The sequence below is a fragment of the Specibacter sp. RAF43 genome (assembly GCF_052114065.1).
Lineage (GTDB): Bacteria > Actinomycetota > Actinomycetes > Actinomycetales > Micrococcaceae > Specibacter.
The window spans coordinates 35,199-59,659 of the sequence record NZ_JBFREA010000015.1 but is presented as its reverse complement, the minus strand read 5'-3'; the positions used below and the strand labels follow the sequence as shown (position 1 = coordinate 59,659).

Genomic DNA, 24,461 nt, shown 5'->3' with positions numbered 1-24,461 from the left:
AAAGTGGTCGGAGACCACGTTTTTCGACATGTATTGCGGGCCACTTCTTGAGAGGTCAGCGCTTCTTCTTTTTCTTGGTGTTCTTGTTGCCCGACCTTTTGGCCGACGGCGGCAACCCGGCGCCGGCGCGACGCTCAACATGCGTTTCCGCGTCGCCCTGGGCGTCCGGGGCGGTGAATTGCAGCTGGGCCGGCTGCGCCGGGGCCTCCAGCCCGGGTGCGGTGATCCGCGGCCCGGCGTGCTGCGCGCCGCTCGCCGGCTGGCCCGAGGCGCCYGCGACGCGCTCCAGCAACGCGGCCGGCGCCTCGGCGACGACACCAACGGCGGCGGCGGGCGCGTTCTCCACCTGGACCTCGAGGTTGAAGAGGAACCCGACGCTTTCCTCGCGGATGGCGGCCATCATGGACTGGAACATTTCAAAGCCCTCGCGCTGGTACTCCACCAGCGGGTCGCGTTGGGCCATGGCCCGCAGCCCGATGCCTTCCTTCAGGTAGTCCATCTCGTAGAGGTGTTCCTGCCATTTGCGGCCCACCACGGAGAGCACCACGCGGCGTTCGAGCTCGCGCATGGTCTCCGAGCCCAGCTCGGCTTCGCGCTCCTGGTAGGCCACCTTGGCATCCGAGAGCAGTTCGGTCTTAAGCATTTCCGGGGTGATGCGCCCGGATCCGCCCGCCTCCTCGGCCAGGTCCTGCTCCGACACGGAGACGGGGTAGATGGTGCGCAGGTTGGTCCACAGCGACTCAAAGTCCCAGTCGCCAGGGTGGCCGCCGGCAATGGCGGCGTCGATGATCTCGTTGACGGTGTCCTCCAGGAAGTACTGCACCTTCTCGTGCAGGTCGTCACCCTCCAGGATCCGGCGGCGGTCCCCGTAGATGGCCTCGCGCTGACGGTTCAGGACGTCGTCGTACTTGAGGACGTTCTTGCGCTGCTCGGCGTTGCGGCCCTCGACCTGGCCCTGGGCGGAGGCGATGGCCTTGGAGACCAGCTTGGACTCCAGGGCGACGTCGTCGGGCATCGAGGACCGGGACATCAGGCGCTCGGCGGCGCCGGAGTTGAACAGGCGCATCAGGTCGTCGGTCAGGGAAAGGTAGAAGCGCGACTCACCGGGATCGCCCTGGCGCCCGGAGCGGCCGCGCAGCTGGTTGTCGATGCGCCGGGACTCGTGCCGTTCGGTGCCCAGCACGTAGAGGCCGCCGGCGTCGAGCACCGCCTCGTGTTCGTCCGCCACGGCCGCCTTGGCCGACTCGAACGCCTCGTGCCAGGCGGCCTCGTATTCCTCCGGTGTCTCTTCCGGGTCCAGGCCCTGCGCGGCCAGCGCGGCCACTGCGTTGAATTCGGCGTTGCCGCCCAGCATGATGTCGGTGCCGCGCCCGGCCATGTTCGTGGCGACGGTGACGGCGCCGCGGCGCCCGGCCTGGGCCACGATCGCGGCCTCCCGGGCGTGGTTCTTGGCGTTGAGGACTTCGTGCTGGATGCCCTTTTCGGCCAGCTTCTTGGAGAGGTACTCGCTCTTTTCCACACTGGTGGTGCCCACCAGCACCGGCTGTCCGGTCTCGTGGCGCGCGGCAATGTCCGTTACGACGGCGTCGAACTTCACGATCTCGTTCTTGTACACCAGGTCGGGCTGGTCGACGCGCTTCATCGGCTTGTTCGTGGGGATGGGCACAACGCCCAGCGAATACGTGCCCATGAATTCGGAGGCCTCGGTCTCGGCCGTGCCCGTCATGCCGGAAAGCTTTTCATACAACCGGAAGTAGTTCTGCAAGGTCACGGTGGCCAGGGTCTGGTTTTCCGCCTTGATGTCCACCCCTTCCTTGGCCTCGATGGCCTGGTGCATGCCCTCGTTGTAGCGGCGGCCGGCCAGGATGCGCCCGGTGTGCTCATCGACGATCAGCACCTCCCCGTCCAGGATCACGTAGTCCTTGTCCCGCTTGAACAGCTCCTTGGCCTTGATGGCATTGTTCAGAAAGCCGATCAGGGGGGTGTTGGCGGATTCGTAGAGGTTGCTGATCCCCAGATAGTCCTCGACCTTTTCAATGCCGTTTTCCAACACGCCCACGGTGCGCTTCTTCTCGTCCACCTCATAGTCGTCGTCGAGGTTGAGGCGCAGCACCACCTTGGCGAACTCGCCATACCAGCGGTTGGCGTCCCCGGAGGCGGGACCGGAGATGATCAGCGGCGTGCGGGCCTCGTCGATGAGGATCGAGTCAACCTCATCGACGATGGCGAAGTTGTGGCCGCGCTGGACCAGCTCGTCCTTGCTCCAGGCCATGTTGTCGCGCAGGTAGTCGAAGCCGAATTCGTTGTTCGTGCCGTAGGTGATGTCCGCGGCGTACTGGGCGCGGCGCACGGCCGGGTCTTGGTTGGAGACGATGCAGCCGCTGCTCTGGCCCAGGAAGCGGAAGACGCGCCCCATCAGGTCCGACTGGTATTGGGCCAGATAGTCGTTGACCGTGACGATGTGGACACCCTTGCCGGAGAAGGCATTGAGGTACGCGGGCGCGGTGGCCACGAGGGTCTTGCCCTCACCGGTCTTCATTTCGGCAATGTTGCCCAGGTGCAGGGCGGCGCCGCCCATGAGCTGGACGCGGAAGTGGCGCAGCCCCAGGGTGCGCGAGGACGCCTCGCGCACGGCGGCAAAGGCCTCGGGCAGCAGATCGTCCAGCGACTCCCCATCTTCATGGCGGCGTTTCAGCTTGTCCGTCTCTTCACGAAGCTCGGCGTCCGTGAAGGTCTGGAACGACTCCTCCATCGAATCGATGGCGTCGGCAAGGACGTTGAGTCGTTTGAGCGTCTTGCGATCGCCTGTTCGAAGGACTCGCTCAAGAAGTGATGACACGAAATTGCTCCCAATCTGTGGCTGCCTAAAAGTGGCGTGACCAGTCTACGTGAGAAGACGCACACATCGCCGCCCGCCGTTGTTCGTCGCGTGGCTAGAGCCTGCTGGTTTCCTTCGCGAGCGCTGCGGCCAGGTTTCCGTGGGGAAGCACGACGACGTCCCCGAGTCCCAGCCACCGCGCCATGAGTGCCAGCTCGCCGGCCAGTTCGGCCGCCGTTTCCGCGGGTGCATCCGGTTCGGCGTAGCTCCCCCGGACCAGCAGCCGGCCGGTGCCGCGGTCGGCCTTCAGGTCCACCCGGGCCGCCATGGTCTCGCCAAGGAGGAACGGCAGCACGTAGTAGCCGAATTTCCGCTTGGCCTCCGGGGTGTAGATTTCCAGCCGGTAGTGGAAGCCAAAGAGCCGCTCCAGCCGGCGGCGTTCAAAGACCAGCGAGTCGAAGGGGCTCAGCAGGGCCCGGCCCTGGGCGCGCCGGGGCACCCTCGCCGCGGTGTGCAAGAACGTGGCGTCGTCCCAGCCCGCAACGGTGACCGGTTCCAGGACGCCGGCGGCCACCAGCTGGTCCACGGAGCGGGCCGCTTCCCTGGCCGGCAGGCGGAAGTAGTCGGCAAAGCACCGCACGGTCCCTATTCCGTGGGCCTGGGCCGCGGCCTCGATCAGCCGGTCCATGGCGCCGGACCGCTCCGGCGACTCCGCCATCGGCGGGAGGACCCGGGCCGGGAGGGCCCGGGCCGGGAGGACCCGGGCCGGGCCGGCCCGCAGGGCGGCCGGCAGGACGGCGTCCACCAGGGCGTAGCGGCGTTCGAATTGGTCATTGCGTGAGGCCGCACTGACGACGCCGAGCTCAAACAGCCCTTCCAGGGTGCGCTTGACGGCACTCCAGTTCCAGCCCCAGTCGTCCCGGTTCTTTTCTTCCTCATGGCCGATCCGGTCCTTGACCTGCCGGGCGGTCAGCGGCCGGCTGTGCGCGAGCAGGGCCAGGATCTTTTCTTCCAGGGAGTCGCGCAATTGCGGGTCCAGGCTGCTGGAACCGGCCCACCGCCGGCTCTGCCACAGGCGCAGGTCATGGAAGTGGTCGGGACGGATGTAGCTGGCCTCGTGGGCCCAGTACTCCATCATCTTGCGGGGGGCGGCCCCGGCCAGCGTGGACAGGATGGACCGGTCGTAGTCGCCCAGCCGCGAAAAGAACGGCAGGAAGTGGCTGCGGGACAAGACGTTGACGGAATCGATCTGCACCAGTTGCAATTTGGCAAAGGTCCGGCCCACCGCCCGCGCAGTGGCGGGTTGGGTGGGCCGTGCCTGTGCCAATCCCTGGGCGTTGAGTGCGATGCGCCGTGCCTGTGCCAAACTCAGGCGAGCGCCCACGCCTCACGCTCCTTGGATCTTGGTGCCTTGTTTTCTACTGCCTGGTGAATGGTGGTTCCTTAGACGTGCGCCGGCTCATCCGGCGACCGGTAGGCGGTGATTTCCTCGGCCACACCCGCCTCCGCGACGTTGTCGTCCAGGGAAATGACCCCGTAGGTCCAGCCGCGACGGCGGTAGACGACCGACGGGATGCCGGTGGCGGAGTCGATGAAAAGGTAGAAGTCGTGTCCGACCAATTCCATGTTATCAACGGCATCATCAAGCGTCAGTGCCGTTGCCGGGAACACCTTCCGACGGATCAGCACGGGTGAGTCCCCGGCCGGGATGTCGTTGTCGATGTCGTAGGGTGACTTTTCTTCCGCCACTTCCGGCTCGGTCCGAGCGTAAATGGGTTCGGTGCTGCTGACCGGCTCCAGCGATCCCGTGGCGGCGTTGACGGCCACCGGCGCGTGCCGGCCGTGGTGGACCTTCTTCTTGTCCTTGGCCCGGCGCAGCCGCTCCAGCAGCTTGCCATAGGCCAGGTCGAAGGCCGCGAACTTGTCTGAGGCGGCTGCCTCGGCGCGGATCACCGGCCCGCGTCCCAGAACGGTCAGCTCCACGGTGAGCGGAGCGTCCGCTGCGCGCGACTTGGTCTCCTTGGAGACCTTCACGTCAACCCTCTGGACCTTGTTGGCCAACTGTTCGATCTTCGTGAGCTTTTCGCCGGCGTATTCGCGGAAACGGTCTGAAACACTGAGGTTGCGGCCGCTGATCATGAACTCCATGGTGCCCTCCAAATGACTTCGGTGACACGGCGGTCGGCTAGTGTTGCAAGGTTCTGCCCGACCGCCGACGGGTGGCTTCCCCTCCAAAGAGGTACCCGTTTACTTACGTTAGTTCACTGGATCTTTTTATTCATCTTTTGGGGATAAGTATTTTCCCCGGGTCGCTGCACACCGCCGGCGGCGGCGGGCGGTTCGGGTGGACGGGCCGCGGCCAGGACCACCGCACCGCACACCACGGCCCCCGCCCGGGCCAATGTTTCCGCCGCTTCCCGCAGTGTTGCGCCCGTGGTGAGGACGTCGTCGACGATCACCACCGCCCGTCCCGCCAGCGCCGTCACATTCCGGTGATGCCCGCCGAGCCGGTGACAGATTCTCATGGTGTTGCGCACATTGGCGCGCCGGGCCGATTTGCCCAGCCCCTTTTGGTGGCGCTGCCGCCACGGCGGGCGCGCCCTGATGCCCAGCACGTGCGCCACGGCCATGCCCGGGGGCAGCCGGTGGTGGCGGCGCACGTCCGCCACCAAGAGTCCCAGGGGGTGGTAGCCGCGCCGGCGCCAGCCGGCACCGCTGGCGGGGACCGGAACCAGCCACACCGGGCCGGTGCCGCTGTCGGCTCCCGGCGCCGGCAGGGCGGCGATCCCGCGGGCCAGGCCCCGGGCCAGGGGACCACAAAGTTCGGTTCGGCCGTGGTTCTTGAAGGCCAGGATCGTGGCGGCCAAAGCGTCCCGGTAGTTGCCGGCGGCCACCACCGGCATCAGCGGATCGCCAAAGACGCTCATCAGTGCATCCGCGGATTGTTCGGCCCGAAACGGGCTGCGGGTCTGTGCCCGCAGCGCCGATGCGCACGCCGGACACAGTGCCGCATCCTCCCGACCGCACACGACGCATTCCGCCGGCATCACCAGGTACAGGAAGTCACGCCATGCCCCTTCGCACCACAACCACAGCCGTACCCACCCTCGGTCCGCGCGGCCGCGATGCCGGCCGGTGGGCTCCGCGCCACCGGAGCCCCCGCTCCCGGATTTCCATCGCATGGCACCATCCTTCACCGCCGGGCCGGCCTGCACCATGGAGGCGTCGAAGACGGTGGACAAGCTGACCGGCGTCGTCCCTGTGGAGGGCGGCCCAGGACCCCGGCCCGCCCCCGGACGGCTCAGCCGGCGAACGACGCCTGGCGCAATCCCTTCGCGGACATGTCCCAGCCGTTGCCCACATTGGTGAAGAACTCATTGGCGGTTTGGGCGTGGACGTTGCGCACCCCGGATCCGGCGCTGACCCACTGGGCCCCCTTGAGTTCCGTCATTTTCACGGCCGGCTTGGCCAAATCCAGGATCTCGATCGCCACGGGCGCCGTCGCGGACGGGTGCAGGACGGCCACGCTGGTCTCGCCGACCMATACGCCCAGCGTCGGGTTGCCGTCCTGGACGAGCGCAACGGGCACCGTCAGTTCCCTGGGGCTGTCGCCCGTCTTCAAGATGCCGGCGATTTGGACCTTCGTCACGCCGTCGGCATTGGAGATGACCAACACCCGAGTCCCGTCACGCGAGACCCGCAGGGTGGTCACGTGCTGTCCGACGAGCCACGGCACGCTCAATACGCGGGACGGAAACGCCTTGCCCGGCTGCGCTGTGGGGTTCACGGCCAGGACCGTGCCGCTGCCGTCGCCGGCGGCCGTCCACACCCAACCGTTGGAGGCGAAGGATGGCGGCGTCAGCCCGGTTCCCTGCGCGGCAATCAGGGGAGGGCCCCCGGGCGCCACGCTGTACAAGGTGGTGCCGGCGCCGGAGAGGAAGGCAAATTTCCTCCCGGAATAGGAGATGGCCGGCGCGGTCGGCGCCAGGGCCGCCACGGAGGGCAGGTTGGGGATCGGGCTGATCTTGTTGCCGTCGTAGGTGACGAGCTCATTCTTGGCCACGGCCACCTGGACGGTGGGCACCGGATTGTCGATGATCATCGCCGGCACGGCATCGTCGGAACCGCCCATGTCCACCTGCCGGTCGCCGGCCAAGAACTGCACCGCCGTGACCGTGTTCAGGCTCTTTTGCAGCGTGATCAGCAGCTGCGCATGCATTTGTTGGCGCTGCTTCACGCCGGTGTCCAGCAACGGCTGCGCCGTCAACCCCACCTGGGCCTCGATCTCGTTTTTGACCGGCACCGAGTCCCGCTCCAGTGCGATGCCGTCGGGGAACGCGCTGACCACGGCGCCCTTCAGATAGGGGGCGGGTCCGTCCAACATGGCGCGGACAATGGCCGTGGCCGTCCGCGCCGTCCGGCCGGCCAGCCACCGCACGTCCGGCACCCCGTAGGTGAAGGTGGGGTCGTAGAAATACAGTGAGATTGGATTGAACAGCGACTGGAAGGTGGCTTCCTGAAGCACGATCCCGTCCGGGGTGTCGGCAATCCGCCATTCGCCCTCCACCTGGACCATTTTCATGGCGATGGTTTCTTTCGTGCCCGGCCGCGCCGGGGCCAGGACCCCGGCGGAATCGACCGTGGAGACGACGTCGAAGGTGACGTTGTAGGAGTCCTTCGCCTCCCCGGGGGCCACGGCGAACTTGTCCTTGTACACCAGGGTGCGCTTATCAGCGGCCCAGGACTGCGCCAGGGCCGGGGTCAGGTATTGCCGGGCGAATTGGAAGTCGTCGGAGATGCCGGTCCCGGATTCGAAGAATCCCCGGATGATGCTTTCGGGCGATGCCCCCGCCGCCGGGGCAAATTGCTGAAAATCGATGTTGACGGAGTTGTCGCGCGGGGAGATCGGATCGCTTTTGCCGACCGGTCCGCGGGTGGGAATGGCCGCGCACCCGGCCGCTGCGAGCAGGGCGACGACGGACATCACCGCCAGCGTGTACCAGCGGCGGCGCCGTGGTCGTGTAGGAATGCTCATCCCAGTTCCGCCCTTGAGGTGGTCTCGTGCGAGTCGGGGTCCTTGTGCCGGTTCTCGGCCTTGCCGATGTCTCCGGTGGTGGCCGGATTGAGGTTCCCCAGGGCACCCACCACGCCGATCGATCCGGTGGTCAGCGTGATCGGGCCGGTGTACAAGTCCCGGGACGTGGTGGCCGGGCCGCCGTCGGGGGGCAGCGGAACCGGTGAATGCGTCAATTCCCCGCCGCGCGTGCGCGGCAGGGTCAACCGGAAGCAGGAGCCGTCGCCGGGGCTTCCCCACGCCTCCAGCCAGCCGCCGTGCAGCCGGGCGTCCTCCATGGCGATGGACAGGCCCAGGCCGCTGCCGCCGGTGGTGCGGGCCCGGGCCGGGTCGGCCCGCCAGAACCTGTCAAATACGTGTCCCAGGGCGGCCGGGGACATGCCGATCCCGTAGTCTCGGACGGCCACGGCCACGGCGTGTTCGTCGGCCGAGACAAAGATCTTCACCGGGTTGCCTTCGCTGTGCTCGACGGCATTGAGCACCAGGTTTCGCAGGATCCTGTCGATGCGCCGCGAGTCCATCTCCACGATGCACTTGTGATTGCGCAGCCGGGTCACCACGGACAGCTCGGCGTTGTTGGCCTCCGCGACGGGGCGGGCACCCTCGATCACGCCGTGGATGACGGAAAAGATGTCCAGGGACTCCACGTCGAGGGCGGCGACGCCGGCGTCAAAGCGGGAAATCTCCAGCAGGTCTGCCAGTAGCAGCTCAAACCGTTCAACCTGGTGGAACAGCAACTCCGAGGACCGTTTGTTGATGGGGTCAAAGTCGTCCCTGGCGTCGTAGAGGACCTCGGCGGCCATGCGGACGGTGGTCAGCGGGGTGCGCAGCTCGTGCGAGACGTCGGAGACGAAGCGTTGTTGTATTTCAGAAAGCGCGGCCAAGGCGTTGATCTGATCCTGCAGGGAGGTGGCCATCTTGTTGAAGGAGGTGGCCAGCCGGGCCATCTCGTCTTCGCCGGTCACCGGCATTCGTTCCTCCAGCCCGCCGGCCGCCAGTTTCTCGGACACCGCGGCCGCCTGGCTGACGGGCAGGACCACCGTGCGGGTCACGTACCAGGCAATGGCGCTGATGAGCAGCAGCAGGATGCCGCCGGCCAGCCACAGCACGGACTGAATATAGTTCAACGTCTGCTGGGCGCTGTTGAGGTCGTAAATCATGTAGAGCTCGTAGTTGGTTTTCAACAGCTCCACCTGGCTGCCCACCACCACGGCCGGATGAACGCCGGTGGTCCCCGTGGGCAGCGGGATCGACTGCCAGAACTGGCCGTCCGTGCTTCCTTGGACCGCGGCCCGGAGCTCGTCGGGGATGATCGCGGTCGTCACCCCGCCGGAGTCGGAGGCACTGACGGCGAGTTTGCTGGTCTGCCCGGGAATTTTCACCATCAAGTACTTGCGGTTGTCGTCCGCGCCACCGACTTCCAGCAGTTTCAGCGTGTCCTTGACGTAGCTGGATACCCGCGGCTGGTCGCTGAGGCTGGCGTTGGAGAAGCTGTCCTGGACCTGGGTGACTCCGCGGGCGGACTCTTGCTGGGCCTGGGCCAGGCGCTCCTTGAAGAGTCCGTTGGAGATCTGGCTGGCCAGGTAGCCGCCCACGCCCACCACGGCGATGGAGGCGATGATGAGTGTCGTCACCACGGTGCGGAACTGCAGGGAGGTCCGCCAGCGGCGGAACAGGGCGTGCCTGGCTCCGGCGACAATCCGCAGCGTCCACCAGCCCAGGGCCACCAGCCAGCCGCCGATCTGGCGCCACGATGTCGGTGCGATCCGCCGCCAAACGGCACTCTCGGCGTCGTTCCCGGCGAGGATGGCGGGGGACGCACCGGAGGCGCCGGCGGCCTTGGGGCGCAGGAAGTTCACGTACCTGTTGCGTGGGCGGTTGCTGGATTGGCGCATGGCGGGCTCGTTACCGCTTACTGCCCGGCCTTGTATCCCACGCCGCGAACCGTCAGGACCACCTCGGGCGCTTCCGGGTCCCGTTCGATCTTGGAGCGAAGGCGCTGGACATGAACGTTGACCAGGCGCGTGTCCGCCGCGTGGCGGTATCCCCACACCTGCTCCAGCAACAGCTCGCGGGTGAAGACTTGCCACGGCTTGCGTGCCAGCGCCACGAGGAGGTCAAATTCCAGCGGCGTCAACAGGATCCGCTCCCCGGCCCGGCGCACGGCATGCCCGGCGACGTCGATGCTGATCTCCCCGACCGTGAGGGTCTCGGGGGCCTTGACGTCACCGGGGCGCAGGCGGGCCCGGACGCGGGCCACCAGCTCGGCCGGCTTAAAAGGCTTGGCCACGTAGTCGTCGGCGCCGGATTCCAGGCCGCGGACGACGTCGGAGGTGTCGGACTTGGCCGTCAACATCACGATCGGGACGTCCGATTCGGCGCGGACCAGCCGGCAGACCTCGATCCCGTCGAGTCCGGGCAGCATCAAGTCCAGCAGGACCAGGTCCGGTTTGCTGGAGCGGAACGTTTCCAGTGCCGCGGCCCCGTCGGCGCAAAACACCGGGTCAAATCCGTCATTGCGCAATACAATGCCGATCATTTCCGCCAGTGCTTCGTCGTCGTCAACCACTAAAATGCGTGCCTTCATGCTTCTATATTTGCCTATCTGCCGCGCAAAGTCGCCCTCGACGCTCCCGGGCGGCCCCGCGATGGTGATTGTTATGCCAAAAGCGGACAGCGGGGGCGGCAAAACAGGGCCCGCAGGTGCCCGCAAAGTCGTTTCTTGCCGATAGTGTTTGAGGAGGGCAACCGTCTTCCCGGCATGGGTGCCAGCTCGTGCCGTCGGATGGCCGTGCGCGTTTCATTGGTTCCGTCCGGCGGATGGCCCGGCCGCCCGGACGGGAACGGACCTCGCCACCGGCGCCGGGCCATTCACCCAGGGAGCATCATGACACAGGAACCGCAGGAACAGCCGGAGAGTCCGCAGCCCGGCACCAACGGCGTGCCGGCCCCTCCCCCGGCCGCACCCGCCCCGCCGCCCCAGTGGGGGCAGTACGCGCCGCCACCTGGCGGGCAGCCGCCCGCGCCGCCTCAGTGGGGGCAGCCGCCCGCGCCGCCCCAGTGGGGGCAGTATGCGCCACCACCTGGCGGCACCGGTTATGCGGGCGGGCCCGTCCCGCCCGGCTACGGCCACTACATGGCCCCGCCCAAGCCCGGCGTCATCCCGCTGCGCCCCCTGGGCCTGGGTGAGGTTTTGGACGGGGCGTTCCAGTCGGCCCGCCGCAACGGCAAGGCGATGTTCGGCTCGGCCCTGATCTTCCAGTCGATCTCGGCCGCCATCACCGGGGTCATCCTGGTCCTGGCGCTGACCAGGTTCAACCTGGACATTCTCTCCAGCGACTTTTCCGGCAGTTCCGCATTCTCGCAGTCAGATCTGGACAACCTCGCCAACATGGCCCTTGGGTTCGGCACCTCGCTGCTGCTGGCCGTGTTCCTGCAGACCATTGCCCAAATGGTGCTCCAGGGTGTCTTGGTCATTCCCGTCCTGCGGGCCGTGCTGAACCGCAGGACCTCCTTTGGCGACATGTGGCGGCTGGCGAGGCCGCGCATCGGCAGATTGCTGCTGCTGGCCCTCCTGTACGTGGGCGTGGAAGTGGCCCTGGTGGGCTTGTTCGCCCTGGTCGTCTTCGGCCTGTACCAGGCGATCGGCGGCGTGGGCATCGGGCTGGCCGTGGTGCTGGGCCTGGCGGGGCTGGTGGCGGCGGTCTGGGTTGGCACCAAGGTCTTGCTGGCCCCGGCGGCCATCATCGTTGAGGATGTGGGCGTTTTTGCCGGCATCGGGCGGTCGTGGTCGCTGACCACCCGCAACTGGTGGCGCACCTTTGGCATCAGCGCCCTGGCCGCGATCATCGCCTCCGTCATCAGCGGCATCATCTCCACCCCCATCGCCCTTCTCATGGGGCTCATCACCCAAATTTCCGTGCCCAACCCCACTCCCGACCAGCTCATGACCCAGCTCATCCTCACCCAGGTGACCTCCGCCGTCGTCGCCAGCCTGGTCGGCGCCGTGACCCTTGCCTTCCAGGCGGGCGTCATGGCCCTGATCTACGTCGATCTGCGGATGCGCAGGGACGGTTTTGACGTCACCTTGCTTAAGGAATCCGAGTCCGGCGCCGACGACGGCGGCATCCCCGGCCGGGGCGCCCCGCGGCACAGCCCGACTGAGTATCCGGGCCAGGACCCGTCCGGCGGCCGGTAGGCGGTGCCGCAGCACAGATGATGTTTTCCACGCGCCCCTTCACGGCTCTCACGCCGGGCGTCCCCGTCACCCCGGATGCCGGCGAGGCACGCCGGTGGGCCGTTGAGGAACTGTTGAAGCCGGTCTACCAGGACGCCCGGCCCGGGCTTGCCCAGCAGATTCTTGCCTGGCTGCGGCGTGCGCTCCTTGACTTCCTGGACGGCCTGGGGACCCTGCAGGGAAGCGTGGGCCTGCTGGTGGTCGCGGGCGTCTTCCTTGTCCTGGTCGTGGCGGCGATCGTCCTGGTGCCCCTGCGCCGCAACCGGCGCGGCACCCACACCGCGGCCGTCTTCGACGCCCCGGTCATCCTCACGGCGGCGGCGCACCGGGACCTGGCCCGGGATGCGGCCGCACGCGGCGAGCTGGCCGCCGCCGTCAGGGAACAATTCCGGGCGATCGTCCGCGCCGCCGAGGAACGCGACGTGTGTTCCCCGGCGCCGGGGCGCACCGCGGCCGAAGTGGCCGCCGAGCTCGGCCGGGCCTTCCCGGCCCACGGCCGACAGCTGCGCCGGGCGGCCGAGACCTTCAATGCGGTGCGGTATGGCCGTGCGACACCCACGCAGGAAATGTACGACGACCTTCGGCGCACCGACCAGGCCCTGGCGGCGGCCCGTCCCACCTACGCCCTTGACCCGGTGCAGCCATGAGCCTCCCCGCCGGCCGCACGTTCCGGGCCGACGCCGGCAGCCGCCCCGTCCGGGCACGCGCATGGTGGCGTCGGCACCGGTTTTGGCTCCTGTGCGGTGCCCTCTTTGTGGCGGTGACCGTGGCCGGCTACGCCGTTACCGCGCTGGGCCCGCGAACCGGCGGCGCCCTCTCGGTGACCAACCCGGCGCCCGAGGGCGGCCAGGCCGCGGCCGCAGTGCTGGGCCACCAGGGCGTCACGGTCACGGCCACGGACTCCGTGGCCGCCACCCTGGCCGCCTTGTCCGGGCAGGGACGGGCCAACACCACCATCATGGTCTACGACCCGCGCACGTTGTTGTCGCCAGGGCAGGCGGGCCGGCTGTCCGCGGCCGCCGCCGATTCGGGCGCCAAGGTCGTGGCCGTTGCGCCCGGCCCGCTCACCGTGCGGGAGCTGAGCGCCGAAATCTCCAGCGCCGGCAGCGGCAAGACGAAGGCCCAAAGCGTCCCGTCCGGCTGCGCCRACGCCGACGCCGCCGCGGCCGGCTCGATCGACGCCGGCACCGTTGGGGGGCTCGCCTCCCTGGCCGCCGATACCGCCACGTTCCTGTACCGCGGACCCACCACCTGCTTCATCCCCGCGGAAAGTACCGCCGCCAAGGCCGGGCCGGCCGGCCTCATGGCGACCAACCGCGCCGGCGACGTGACTGTGTTGGGGAATCCCGGCGTCGTCAGCAACCAGGGCTTGGCCAGCCGGGGAAACGCCGCCCTGGTGTTCCGGACGCTGGGCAGCCGGCCAAACCTGATTTGGTACACCGCGTCCCTGAAGGATGTGCCGGTGGCCAACCAGCCGCCGGATTTGGCCGCGCTGACGCCGGAATGGATCTTCCCGGCCGCCATGTGGCTGCTGGTGGTGGGCCTGCTCGGGATGCTGTGGCGCGGCCGGCGGAACGGCCCGCTGGTCTCGGAACCCCTGCCGGTCATCGTCCGGGCTACCGAGACCGTCACCGGCCGGGCCCGCCTATACCAGGACGCCAAGGCCCTGGACACGGCCGCGCGCACCCTGCAGCGGGCGGCCCTGACCCGGCTGGCCGGGCGGCTGCGGCTCGGCGCCGCCGCACCGCCCGAGGCCGTGGTGGAGGCGGCCGCCGCGCACAGCGGCCGGAGCCGGCCCCAGCTGCACCGGCTGTTGCTCACCGACACGCCGTCGACCGAAAAGGAATTATTGTTCATGGCCCAGGAACTGGAAGCCCTAGAGGAAGAAGTGGCGCACCGATGACTACCCCGGACCCCGCGTATCAGCAACCGGACGGCGCGCAGGCGCCGCACCCAGCGCAGGCGGCCATGCCGCCGTCGGAGACCCTCCTGCGGGTTCGCGCCGAGGTCGCCAAGGCCGTGGTGGGGCAGGATTCCACCGTCACGGGGATGCTGATCGCCCTCCTGGCCGGCGGGCATGTGCTGTTGGAAGGCGTCCCGGGCGTGGCCAAGACGCTGCTGGTGCGGGCGCTGTCGGCGGCGCTGAGCCTGGACACCAAGCGCGTGCAGTTCACCCCGGACCTGATGCCCGGCGACGTCACCGGGTCCCTGGTCTACGACGCCCACACTGCCGAATTCGCCTTCCGCGCCGGGCCCGTGTTCACCAATATCCTGCTGGCCGATGAAATCAACCGGACGCCGCCGAAGACCCAGGCGTCGCTGCTGGAGGCCATGGAGGAACACCAGGTGTCCGTCGACGGGGTCTCCCGCGGGCTGCCGTCGCCGTTCTTGGTGGCGGCCACGCAAAACCCGGTGGAGTACGAGGGAACGTATCCGCTGCCCGAGGCCCAACTTGACCGGTTCCTGCTCAAGCTGACCATGGACCTGCCCGCCCGCGACGAAGAAATCGAGGTGATCCGCCGGCACAGTGCCGGGTTCAACCCGGCGGACCTGCACGCGGCCGGGGTGCGGGCCGTCGCGGGCGCCGCCGATCTGGCCGCGGCCCAGGCCGCGGTGGCGCGGGTGGCCGTGGACGCGGAGGTGCTGGCCTACATCGTGGACCTGGTGCGGGCAACGCGGACCACGCCGTCGTTCCAGCTGGGCGTCTCGCCGCGCGGTGCCACGGCCCTGTTGAAGACCGCGCGGGCCTACGCGTGGCTGTGCGGCCGCGGGTTTGTCACGCCCGATGACGTCAAGGCGCTGGCGCTGCCGGCCCTGCGCCACCGCGTGGCCCTGCGCCCGGAGGCGGAGATGGACGGCGTGGCGGTGGACGGGGTCTTGGCCTCGATCCTGCAAACGGTTCCGGTCCCCCGCTGACCGGGGCACGGTAGACCATGGCGATCTCGGGCAGATTCTTCCTTCTGGCGGTGCTGGCGCTGGTGCCGATCATCGCCGCGCCCGGCCCCGGCACCTGGTTTTTGGCGGCGGCCGTGCTGCTGGTGGTCCTGGCGGTGGACCTGGCCCTGGCCGCGTCCCCGCGCAAGGTTGCGGTACGCCGAGTGATCCCGTCCGGCGTGCGGTTGACCGAACAAGCCACCGCCACCCTGCGGCTCGCCAATGAATCCGGCCGGACGCTGCGGGCCGAGGTGAAGGACGGCTGGCAGCCCTCGGCGGGCGCGGCGAACGCCCTGGCGAGAGTGCGCATCCGGGCCGGGGAACGCGCCGTCATGGCCGTGGCGCTGACCCCCGTGCGGCGCGGCGATCTGCACACCGGCCACGTCACGATCCGCTCCTACGGTCCGCTCGGCCTGGCCGCCTGGCAAAAAACCATCATCGCGCCGGGCACCCTGCGGGTCCTGCCCCCGTTCCACGCCAGGGCGCATCTGCCCTCCAAGCTGCGCAAGCTGCGGGAGCTGGACGGCAGGGCGGCCGTGCAGATCCGCGGCGCGGGCACCGAATTTGATTCGCTGCGCGACTACGTCCGCGGCGACGACGTCCGCTCCATCGACTGGCGCGCCACGGCCCGGCGTCGGGACGTGGTGGTGCGCACCTGGCGCCCGGAACGCGACCGCCGGGTGGTGATCGTGCTGGATACCTCCCGGACGTCCGCGGCCCGGATCCAGGACGAGCCCCGGCTGGATACGGGCATTGAGGCGTCCCTGCTGCTGGCCGTGCTGGCCGAGCGCGGCGGAGACCGGGTCAGCCTGATCGCCTATGACCGCCGCGTCCGGGCCCGGGTGTCCTCCACCGGCAAGGGCAACATGCTCAACGCCATGGTGGCCGCCCTGGCTCCCCTGCAGCCGGAACTCATCGAACTCGACGCCGCGGCGATTCCCGGCCAGGTCCGTGCCGTCACGGCCCACCGGGCCCTGGTGGTCCTGGTGACCTCCCTCGACGGCGGCGCCGTGGAGGAGGGCCTGATCCCGCTGGTGGCGCAGCTGGTACGCCACCATGTGGTGGTGGTTGCCTCCGTCCGCGACCCCGCCCTGGATGCCGCCCGGCTGGAGAGGACCACGACGACGCTGACCTACCGTGCCGCCGCGGCCGAACACGCGTTGGGTCGCCGCGCGGCCATCACGGCCGTCATCAAGCAGCTCGGTGCCGAAGTGGTGGACGCGCTCCCGCACGAGCTCCCGCCGCAACTGGCGGACATGTACATCCGGCTCAAGGCCGCCGGCCGCCTCTGACCGGCCGCCCGCCGGTCTCCGTCATGCGCACGGCCGGTCGCCCGGCGGCTCAGGCGTGGCGGAGGTCCGTCAGGGCGCGGGCCGCCTCCAGCGTGCGGTCCAAAATGGCGCGGGCCTGCTGCGGGGGCACCCCGGCCAGCCCGGTTTCGGGGGTGATCCTGAGGCGATTGAGCAGGGACGCCGCCAGCCCCAGCCCCTGCCACGGCCGCATGATCCGCTCCACCAGCGCGGCGTGCGACGGCGGGAGCCGGCCGGCGCGCACGGGCACCGTCCCGGCCCACACGCCGGTGCCGGATTCCACGGCCCCGGCCAACAGTTCCCAGTGGCCGGTGTCCAGCCCGGCCAGCGGCAGGGCCACGGCATCGACGCCGCAGGCCAGGGCAAGCTCCAGCGCCGTCCGCCAGGCCGCCGCCTCCGCTTCCGCCGAGGCAACCTCGCCCGGCCGAACTGATTCGACGGCGAGGTTGATGGCCACGCGGGCAATGCCGGCCTCCCGCGCGGCCGCCACCAGGGCGGTCCAGGTGTGGCGCACCTCCGCACCGGGGATGGAGCGCAGCGTCCGGTAGCCGGACACCGTGGGAATGGTGCCGGCCAGGGCGCGCGCCACGTCGGGCTCGTCAATTTGCAGCGTCAGTTCGGCGCCCGGCACGGCGGCCTGGACGCGGGCAATGTGGGCGGGCAGCCCGGCGGCCAGTGACTCGGCCACGTCCCGGCGCGCGCCGTGATCGCGCAGGGCCCGCTCGCCGTAGTGCAGGTGGATGGCGGCGGCCAGGGACACGGGCCCCAGCACCTGGAGCTTGAATTCGGCCGGCTGGATTCCGGCGGCGCCGGCAACATCGGCCAGCACGGACAGGTCGGTGGAGAGCGCGGAGACGGCACGCCGGTGGTCGTTGCCGGGCCGGTCGACAAAGCGCCACCCGTACGGCTGCACGTCCACGGGCATCTCCACGAGCAGGGCCGCGGTCCGCCCCACCGGGTCCGATCCGACACCGCGCGCCGGCAATTCCGCCAGGGCGGGCAGGTGCGGGGAAGTGAGCACGCCGAGGGAGACCTTCGCGGCCTCCACGGGGTCGGTGCCGGGCCAGCTGCCCAGCATGGTGACCGTAACCTCCTCCGGGACGCGCACGGCGCCGGTCCCCGCCGCGCCGGGTTCCGGCATGCCCGCCGGCCAGATGCTCGGTGACCGGTTCACGGTTGGCGCGTACCGGCGTCGTCCGATTCCGGGGAGGCGATGAAGCCCTGGCCGTCCAGGCTGACCACCGGCACCACCCCGGTGGCGGCCACGGCGGAGTGGCTCTCCGAAATGGCCTGGTGGTGGTGGATGACCTCGCTGATGATGAAGTTCAGGAATTTTTCCGCAAACGCCGGGTCAAGGTGGGCGGACTCGGCCAGGGCGCGCAGGCGCTGAATCTGCGCCTGCTCCCGGTTCGGGTCCGCCGGGGGCAGCTGGTGCTTGGCCTTGAGGATGCCCACGCGCTGGGTGGCCTTGAAACGCTCGGCCAGCAGGTACACCAGGGTCGCGTCAATGTTGTCGATGCTTGAGCGCATGGACAACAACTCCGCCATGACGGCCGGATCAACCGTGCCGGTCAGCGAGCTCGCGGACGGGTCGAAGTCGTCGATGGACAGGTGGTGTTCCGGGGAGGCCTGGCTGGGTTCAGTCATGAAAACAGTTTAGGTGGTGCGCCGGGCGGACCAAACACCACACCTCACCTGCGAGTGCGTAGATATGGCTGTTCCCACGGTCGGGAACAGCCATATCTACGCACTCACCACTACTTGGCCTGCAGCAGCGCCTGGTGGATGGCGCGGCGCTTCGCCTGCTCGGCCGGGTTGGGCACCGGCAGGGAGGCAATCAGGCGCTTGGTGTAGTCATCCTGCGGGTTGCCCATGATTTGGTTCCCGATTCCCTGCTCCACCATCTTGCCCTTGTACAGCACGCCAACCCACTCGGCCAGGATGTCCACCACGGCAAGGTCGTGGCTGATGAACAAGGCCGCGAAGCCGAGCTCGGCCTGGATCTCCCGGAAGAGCTCCAGCACCTTGGCCTGGACGGAAACATCCAGGGCCGAGGTGGGCTCGTCGGCGATGAGCAGCTTCGGCCGCAGGGCCAGGCCGCGGGCCAGGGACGCCCGCTGGCGCTGCCCGCCGGAGAGTTCGTGCGGGAACCGCTTCGCGTAGGCGCGGGGCAGCTGGACGGATTCCAGCAGCTCCTCCACCTTCTTGGTGACGGCCGCACCGGACAGGTCCGTGTGGATGATCAGCGGCTCGGCGACGCACTCACCGATGGTCAGCTGCGGGTTGAAGGAGGCGGCCGGGTCCTGGAAGACGAACCCGATGTCCTTGCGCAGCGGCCGGAACGAGCGTTCCTTGTAGTTGAGCATCTCGTAGCCGAGCACCTTCAGCGAACCACCCGTGGTGCGGTTCAGCCCGGCAATGGCCCGGCCGATGGTGGTCTTGCCCGAACCGGACTCGCCCACCAGGCCAAACACCTCGCCGGCGCTGATGGTGAAGGAGACCCTGTCCACGGCCCGGAAGGCGGGGCTGCCCAAGCGGCCCGGGTACTCGATTTCCAGGTCCCTGGCCTCCACGAGCACCTCGGCGTCCTGGAACGCCCGCTCGGTGAAGCCCGCGGAGGCGGAGTTCCGGCCCAGGTGCGGCACGGCGGCCAGCAGCTTTTGCGTGTACGCCTCCTTGGGCTCGGCGAAGAGCACCTCGGAGCTTGCCTCCTCCACGACGTCGCCCTCGAACATGACCACCACGCGGTCCGCGAGGTCGGCCACCACACCCATGTTGTGCGTGATCAGCACGATCGAGGTGCCGTACCGGTCGCGCAGGTCCCGCAGGAGCTCCAGGATTTCCGCCTGGACGGTCACATCCAGGGCGGTGGTGGGCTCATCGGCCACAATCAGCCCGGGGTTTAGGGCAAGAGCGGCCGCAATGACGACGCGTTGCTTCTGCCCGCCGGAGAATTGGTGCGGATAGTAGTCCACCCGCTTCTCCGGCTCGGGGATGCCCACCTTGCCCAGCGCCTCGATGGCCAGCTGGCGGGCCTCCTTGCGGCCCACCCGCTTGCCCTCGGGACGGTGCGCCCGCAGGCCTTCGGCGATCTGCCAGCCGACCGTGTAGACCGGGTTCAGCGCGGTCGAGGGTTCCTGGAACACCATGGCCACGTCGCGGCCGCGGATGGCCCGCAGCTGGTGGGCGCTGACGCTGATGACGTCGTTGCCGCTGATGATCACCGCACCGCTGCTGTCCGCCGTTTCCGGCAGCAGGCCCAGGATGGTCTTCGCCGTGACGGTCTTGCCGGAGCCCGACTCGCCCACGATCGCCACAATCTCGCCTGGGGCCACGGTGAAGGAGACGTCCTTGACCGCCGGCACATCCCCGGAGTCCGTGGCGAAGGTGACCTTCAGGTCCCGGATGTCCAGGACGGGGCGCAGCCCGCCCGGCTGCCCGGCACCCACGTTGTCGGCTCCGGATATGTCCATGCCCGATGCATCTGTGGGGCGGCTCATGCGTCCACCAACTCCTTGTTCTTCTTGCCGGAACGTTTCCGCCCGCGCAGCCTCGGATCATTGAGGTCGTTCATGGATTCGCCCAGCAGGGTCAGGCCCAGCACGGTCAGCACGATGGCGCAACCGGGGAACACGCCCGTCCACCAGATGCCGGCCGTCGCGTCGGTCTGGGCGTGGTTGAGGTCAAAGCCCCATTCCGCGGCGGACGACGGCTCAATGCCGAAGCCCAGGAAGCCCAGGGCGGCCAGCGTCAAGATGGCTTCGGAGGCGTTGAGCGTAAAGATCAGCGGCAGCGTCCGGGTGGCGTTCTTGTAAATGTGCCGGGCCATGATGCGCACGCTGGAGGCGCCCACCACAATGGCGGACTCCACGAACGGCTCGGCCTTCAGGCGGATGGTCTCCGCCCGGATCACCCGGAAGTACTGCGGGATGAACACCACGGTGATGGAGATCGCGGCGGAGAAGATCCCGGACCACATGCTGGAGCGGCCCTGGCTGATGGCGATCGACATGACCATGGCCAGCAGCAGCGTGGGGAACGCGTAGATGGCGTCGGCCACCACCACCAGGATCCGGTCCAGCCAGCCGCCGAGGTAGCCGGAGAGCAGGCCCAGGATCACGCCGATGAAGATGGAGAGGACCACGGCCACCACGATCACCAGGAACGCGGTCTGGGCGCCCCAAATGGTGCGCGAGAAGACGTCGTAGCCGCCCGCCGTCGTGCCCCAAATGTGGACGGACGACGGCGGCGCCTGGGTTTCATCGAAGCGCTGGGTGCCGCCGTACGGGGCGATCAACGGCGCCAGGGCCGCGGTCAGCAGGAAGATGACGGTCATGGTGATGCCGGCTATGAGCATCCCGCGCTGGAGCCCCACGCTCTTTTTGAGGTGGGAGACGATGGGCAGGCGGCTCAACAGTGAGGTCTTGGTCTCGACCATCTTTAGTACCTCACCCTCGGGTCGATCAATGCGGCGATGACGTCCACGATGAAGTTGGTGAAGGCGACAATCACGGCCAACAGGGCCACGATGCCCTGCACGGCCACGAAGTCGCGCGCCGTCAGGTAGTGGGCCAGCTGGAAGCCCAGCCCCTTCCACTCAAAGGTGGTTTCGGTCAGGACCGCCCCGCCCAGGAGCAGGGCGATTTGCAGGCCCATGACGGTGATGATGGGGATCAGGGCCGGCTTGTAGGCGTGTTTGGTCAGCAGCCGGTATTCGCTGACGCCCCGGGAACGCCCGGCCTCAACGTAGTCCTTGCTCAGCGTGCCGATGACATTGGTGCGCACCAGCCGCAGGAAGATGCCCGCCGTCAGCAGGCCCAGGGCCACCGCGGGCAGCACGGAGTGCTGGGCAATGTCCCAAAACGCCGCCGTGTTCCCGCTGCGCAGCGCATCGAGCCAATAGATGCCCGTCGGTGCGGAGAGGGAGGCCATGGCGACCTCGGTGCCGGTGTTGGCCCGGCCGGCCACGGGGAACCAGCCCAGCCAGATGGAGAAGATGAGCTTCAAAATCAGTCCGGCGAAAAACACGGGCGCGGCGTAGAAGGAGATGGCCAGCACGCGCAGCGTGGCGTCCTGCCAGCGGTCGCGCTTGTAGGCGGCCAGCATGCCCAGCGGGATGCCGATGGCCAGGGCCACGATCAGCGAGTTGATCGCCAGTTCCAGCGTGGCGGAGCCGTAGGTGGCCAGCATGTCGGAGATGAGCAGGTTGTCCGAGATGGTGCGGCCAAAGTTGCCCGTGGCGATTTGGCCCAGGTACTCGAGGTACTGGACGAAGATGGGCCGGTCATACCCGGCCTCGTGGATCCGGAGCGCCAATTGATCCGGCGGGAGCCTGTCGCCCAGGGCCGCCGTGATGGGATCGCCGGTGAGGCGCATCAGGAAGAACACCATGGTGACGAGGATGAAGATGGTGGGAATGATCAGGGTGAACCGGATAAGGAGGTATTTTCCCAGTCCGCCTCCGGATTGCTTTTTCCGTAGGGGTGGCTGCCCGGCGGGTTGCGCCTCGGGCAGGTCAATCAGTGCGGTCATGTGTGCCTGTTTCGTTGGTGCTGCAAAATCTTTGGGGCCGTGCGGCCAGGACCAGTGGAAGAAGGCGGGGCGCCCGGTGGAGGCCCCGCCTTCTTACGTGGTATCACGTGTCCATGTGCCTAGTTAACCGGCTACTTGGACAATACGCCCAGGCGGAACTTGAAGGACGCATCCAGGGTGTCCTTCACCCCGCTGACGGCAACGTTGGAGACGGCCACCTGCGCCCCCTGCAACAGCGGCAGGGTGGAGAGATCCTTGGCTTCCGCGTTCTGGATGTCCTCGATGAGCTTGGTGCGCGCCGTCTTGTCCGTGGTGGTCAGCTGCTCGCTGATCATCTTTTGGACGTCCGGGTTGTCGTAGTGGTTCTTCAGGAAGTTGTCCTTGCTGAAGAACGGCGTGAGGTAGTTGTCGGCGTCGGAGTAGTCCGGGAACCAGCCCAGCTGGTACAGCGGGTAGGCGTCCTTGGTGCGCTGGTCCGAATAGGAGACCCATTCGGTGGACTGCAGGTTGACCTTGAACAGGCCGGACTTTTCCAGCTGAGCCTTGATGGCGGCGTACTCGTCGCCGGAGGACTTGCCGTAGTGGTCCGGGTTGTACTGCAGATTCAGGGTGACCGGGGTGGTCACGCCGGCATCGGAGAGCGCCTTCTTGGCCTTGTCCACGTCCGGTGCGCCGTTGCCGTCGCCATAGTTTGCCTTCAGCGGTTCGACCGCACCGGTGAAGCCGGCCGGAACGTAGGAGTACAGCGGCAGGTAGGTGCCCTTGTAGACCTGGTCCGCAATGGCCTTGCGGTCAATGGTGTTGGCCATCGCCTGGCGAACCGCGAGCGCCTTGGCGGCGTCCGGCGTCGCCGTCTTGGCACCGAACGGCATGGTGTCGAAGTTGAAGACGATGTAGCGGATCTCGCCGCCGGGGCCCACGTCAACCTTGACCTTGTTGTCGGTCTTGAGGCTGTCGATGTCGGTGGCAGTCAGGCTGCGCCACGCCACGTCGATGTCGCCCTTTTGCACGTCCAGCTTCATGTTGTTGGAGTCCGCGTAGTACTTCATGGTCACGGAATCGGACTTGGCCGGGCCCAGCAGGCCCTTGTAGTCGGGGTTCTTCTTGAACGCGATGAGCTCGTTCTTCTTGTACGTGTCAATGGAGAACTGGCCGGCGAAGGACTTCCCGGCGATGATGGCCTCGTCGTCGGTGACCTTGGTGGGGCTGAACACGGTGTCATCAACGATGGGGCCGGCCGGGCTGGTCAGAATCTGCGGGAACGTCTGGTCGTTGCCGAGCTTGAGCTTGAACACCACGGTGGTGGCGTCCGGGGCGCTGACGCTGGCCAGGTTGCCCAGCAGCGTTGCGGGGCCGTTGGCCGCCTTGATCTTCAGCTGACGGTCAAAGGAGAACTTCACGTCCTTGGAATCCAGCGGGGTGCCGTTGGCCCACTTCAGGCCGGGCTTGAGCTTGACCGTGTATTCGGTGGGCGAGGTGAACGACGCCGATTCCGCCAGGTCGGGCTTGGGGTCGGCGCTGCCGGTCGCGGAGTTCAACACAAACGGGAAGATCTGGTTCATCACCATGAAGGAGCCGTTGTCGTAGGAGCCGGCCGGGTCAAGGAAGGTGACCTTGTCCGTGGTGCCCACCACAATGGGTCCGCCGGAGGCGCCGGCCGTATTGTTGGTGCCGCCACCACCGCCGGCCGGGCCTGTGCACGCCGTCAGTGCCAGCATGGAGACGCCGGCCACGGCGATCACCGACCGGAGTCCAAACATATTTTTAGACATCAGCAAAACTCTCTGTTGATCCATACACACGCAACAGGCCACACTTTTTTTGTGTGACCTGCTGCACTTGTCTTATGTTTTGTTTCTACCAGAGATGTGGGCCTGTTGGTGCATTGAGTGCAAAGTTGCAATCAGATGGTTACTTTAAGGTTGTCTGCCGGGGCCCGGAGCGGAACATCGGGTTGCGCCCAAACCAACCGGCCAGGCGGGCATAGACGTCGGCGTTGAGCGGGACCCGGACCTCCGCGGCAAATCCCTTGTCGGTCCCGCGAAACTCGGGCCGCATGGTCCGCTGCGCCCAGGCGAGTGACTGTTCGGCCAGGGTCGGGTCAAGCACGTTGGAAACACCGGTGGCCTTGGCCAGGTCCCAGGAATGCATGGTGAATTCAGCGATCTGCAGCCCGATCCGGCTGCGCAGCGGCGCCTCGCCCCCGCCCGGAAGGGCCACCTGGCGGTTGAGGTCGGCGGTGGACCAGGCCCGCATGAGCATGGCCGCCCCGTCGCTGAACCGGGTGCACCAGTCGGCCCCCACGGTCGCGGTGGCCGCCTGCGGGTCAACGTGGCTGCCGCGCGCCATGACCGTGAACCTGTGCAGGTCCTGGACCACGAGGTGGTGCAGCAAGTCCTGGACGGTCCATTCCGCACAGGGTGTGGGCCAGTCCGCCTGGTTGGCGGAGATGGCGGCGATCACCTCCGCGCACTGGTCAAGGGAGCGTTCCAGCAGTTGCAATGGGTTGGAGATCGAGTGCGGGGGCATGGCGTAAACCTTCCGTGAGCGAAGTCA

General features: G+C 68.0%; 19 protein-coding genes. 5 read left to right on the top strand and 14 right to left on the bottom strand.

Going from position 1 to position 24,461, the window contains the following annotated elements:
* Positions 1-55 precede the first annotated feature (55 nt).
* The 7 genes from secA to mtrA all read right to left on the bottom strand — a co-directional run bounded on the left by secA (position 56) and on the right by mtrA (position 10,479).
* On the bottom strand, positions 56-2,839 hold the full coding sequence (gene secA / locus AB4Y80_RS10065; RefSeq protein ID WP_442213959.1) for a preprotein translocase subunit SecA: 2,784 nt from the start codon (positions 2,837-2,839) through the stop codon (positions 56-58).
* A 94-nt stretch (positions 2,840-2,933) separates the two neighbouring features.
* A complete protein-coding gene (locus tag AB4Y80_RS10060; RefSeq protein WP_442213958.1) occupies positions 2,934-4,202 on the bottom strand; it encodes a winged helix-turn-helix domain-containing protein in 1,269 nt (422 codons plus the stop codon).
* A gap of 59 nt (positions 4,203-4,261) precedes the next feature.
* Positions 4,262-4,966, bottom strand: coding sequence for a ribosome hibernation-promoting factor, HPF/YfiA family (gene hpf / locus AB4Y80_RS10055; RefSeq protein ID WP_442213957.1), 705 nt, complete (start codon positions 4,964-4,966; stop codon positions 4,262-4,264).
* A gap of 113 nt (positions 4,967-5,079) precedes the next feature.
* Entirely contained in the window at positions 5,080-5,745 is a 666-nt protein-coding gene (locus tag AB4Y80_RS10050) for a ComF family protein (RefSeq protein ID WP_442213956.1), read from the bottom strand.
* 374 nt (positions 5,746-6,119) lie between these two features.
* Positions 6,120-7,853: an LpqB family beta-propeller domain-containing protein gene (locus AB4Y80_RS10045; RefSeq protein ID WP_442213954.1), complete on the bottom strand. Its 1,734-nt coding sequence runs from the start codon at positions 7,851-7,853 to the stop codon at positions 6,120-6,122.
* The gene (gene mtrB / locus AB4Y80_RS10040; RefSeq protein WP_442213953.1) at positions 7,850-9,787 is read right to left on the bottom strand and encodes an MtrAB system histidine kinase MtrB; all 1,938 of its coding nucleotides are present in this window, start codon (positions 9,785-9,787) and stop codon (positions 7,850-7,852) included. The genes AB4Y80_RS10045 and mtrB overlap by 4 nt, the downstream gene beginning before the upstream one ends.
* A 17-nt stretch (positions 9,788-9,804) precedes the next feature.
* Positions 9,805-10,479, bottom strand: a complete 675-nt coding sequence (mtrA, locus tag AB4Y80_RS10035) for an MtrAB system response regulator MtrA (RefSeq protein WP_442213952.1) — start codon at positions 10,477-10,479, stop codon at positions 9,805-9,807.
* Between the two features lie 300 nt (positions 10,480-10,779).
* On the opposite strand from mtrA, the gene AB4Y80_RS10030 reads away from it, so the two are divergent.
* The 5 genes from AB4Y80_RS10030 to AB4Y80_RS10010 all read left to right on the top strand — a co-directional run bounded on the left by AB4Y80_RS10030 (position 10,780) and on the right by AB4Y80_RS10010 (position 16,355).
* Entirely contained in the window at positions 10,780-12,090 is a 1,311-nt protein-coding gene (locus AB4Y80_RS10030) for a hypothetical protein (RefSeq protein WP_442213951.1), read from the top strand.
* A gap of 20 nt (positions 12,091-12,110) precedes the next feature.
* On the top strand, positions 12,111-12,776 hold the full coding sequence (locus tag AB4Y80_RS10025; RefSeq protein ID WP_442213950.1) for a DUF4129 domain-containing protein: 666 nt from the start codon (positions 12,111-12,113) through the stop codon (positions 12,774-12,776).
* Positions 12,773-14,032: a DUF4350 domain-containing protein gene (locus AB4Y80_RS10020; protein WP_442213949.1), complete on the top strand. Its 1,260-nt coding sequence runs from the start codon at positions 12,773-12,775 to the stop codon at positions 14,030-14,032. The genes AB4Y80_RS10025 and AB4Y80_RS10020 overlap by 4 nt, the downstream gene beginning before the upstream one ends.
* 65 nt (positions 14,033-14,097) lie before the next feature.
* Positions 14,098-15,045 carry an AAA family ATPase gene (locus tag AB4Y80_RS10015; protein WP_442214038.1) on the top strand — a complete coding sequence of 316 codons (948 nt, stop codon included), beginning with the start codon at positions 14,098-14,100 and terminating at the stop codon, positions 15,043-15,045.
* A gap of 17 nt (positions 15,046-15,062) precedes the next feature.
* Positions 15,063-16,355, top strand: a complete 1,293-nt coding sequence (locus AB4Y80_RS10010) for a DUF58 domain-containing protein (protein ID WP_442213948.1) — start codon at positions 15,063-15,065, stop codon at positions 16,353-16,355.
* A 49-nt stretch (positions 16,356-16,404) separates the two neighbouring features.
* Here AB4Y80_RS10010 and AB4Y80_RS10005 read toward each other — a convergent pair whose 3' ends face one another.
* The 7 genes from AB4Y80_RS10005 to AB4Y80_RS09975 all read right to left on the bottom strand — a co-directional run bounded on the left by AB4Y80_RS10005 (position 16,405) and on the right by AB4Y80_RS09975 (position 24,434).
* Complete coding sequence (locus tag AB4Y80_RS10005; RefSeq protein ID WP_442213947.1) at positions 16,405-17,547, bottom strand: hypothetical protein; 1,143 nt, start codon at positions 17,545-17,547, stop codon at positions 16,405-16,407.
* Positions 17,544-18,020 (bottom strand): chorismate mutase, encoded by a 477-nt coding sequence (locus AB4Y80_RS10000; RefSeq protein ID WP_442213945.1) that lies wholly within the window; start codon positions 18,018-18,020, stop codon positions 17,544-17,546. The genes AB4Y80_RS10005 and AB4Y80_RS10000 overlap by 4 nt, the downstream gene beginning before the upstream one ends.
* 110 nt (positions 18,021-18,130) lie before the next feature.
* Entirely contained in the window at positions 18,131-19,846 is a 1,716-nt protein-coding gene (locus AB4Y80_RS09995) for a dipeptide ABC transporter ATP-binding protein (RefSeq protein WP_442214037.1), read from the bottom strand.
* Positions 19,847-19,869: 23 nt separating this feature from the next.
* On the bottom strand, positions 19,870-20,811 hold the full coding sequence (locus AB4Y80_RS09990) for an ABC transporter permease (protein WP_442213944.1): 942 nt from the start codon (positions 20,809-20,811) through the stop codon (positions 19,870-19,872).
* Between the two features lie 2 nt (positions 20,812-20,813).
* Positions 20,814-21,905, bottom strand: a complete 1,092-nt coding sequence (locus tag AB4Y80_RS09985) for an ABC transporter permease (RefSeq protein WP_442213943.1) — start codon at positions 21,903-21,905, stop codon at positions 20,814-20,816.
* A 131-nt stretch (positions 21,906-22,036) separates the two neighbouring features.
* On the bottom strand, positions 22,037-23,677 hold the full coding sequence (locus AB4Y80_RS09980) for an ABC transporter substrate-binding protein (RefSeq protein WP_442213942.1): 1,641 nt from the start codon (positions 23,675-23,677) through the stop codon (positions 22,037-22,039).
* 139 nt (positions 23,678-23,816) lie between these two features.
* On the bottom strand, positions 23,817-24,434 hold the full coding sequence (locus AB4Y80_RS09975; RefSeq protein ID WP_442213941.1) for a TIGR03086 family metal-binding protein: 618 nt from the start codon (positions 24,432-24,434) through the stop codon (positions 23,817-23,819).
* Between the last annotated feature and the right edge of the window lie 27 nt (positions 24,435-24,461).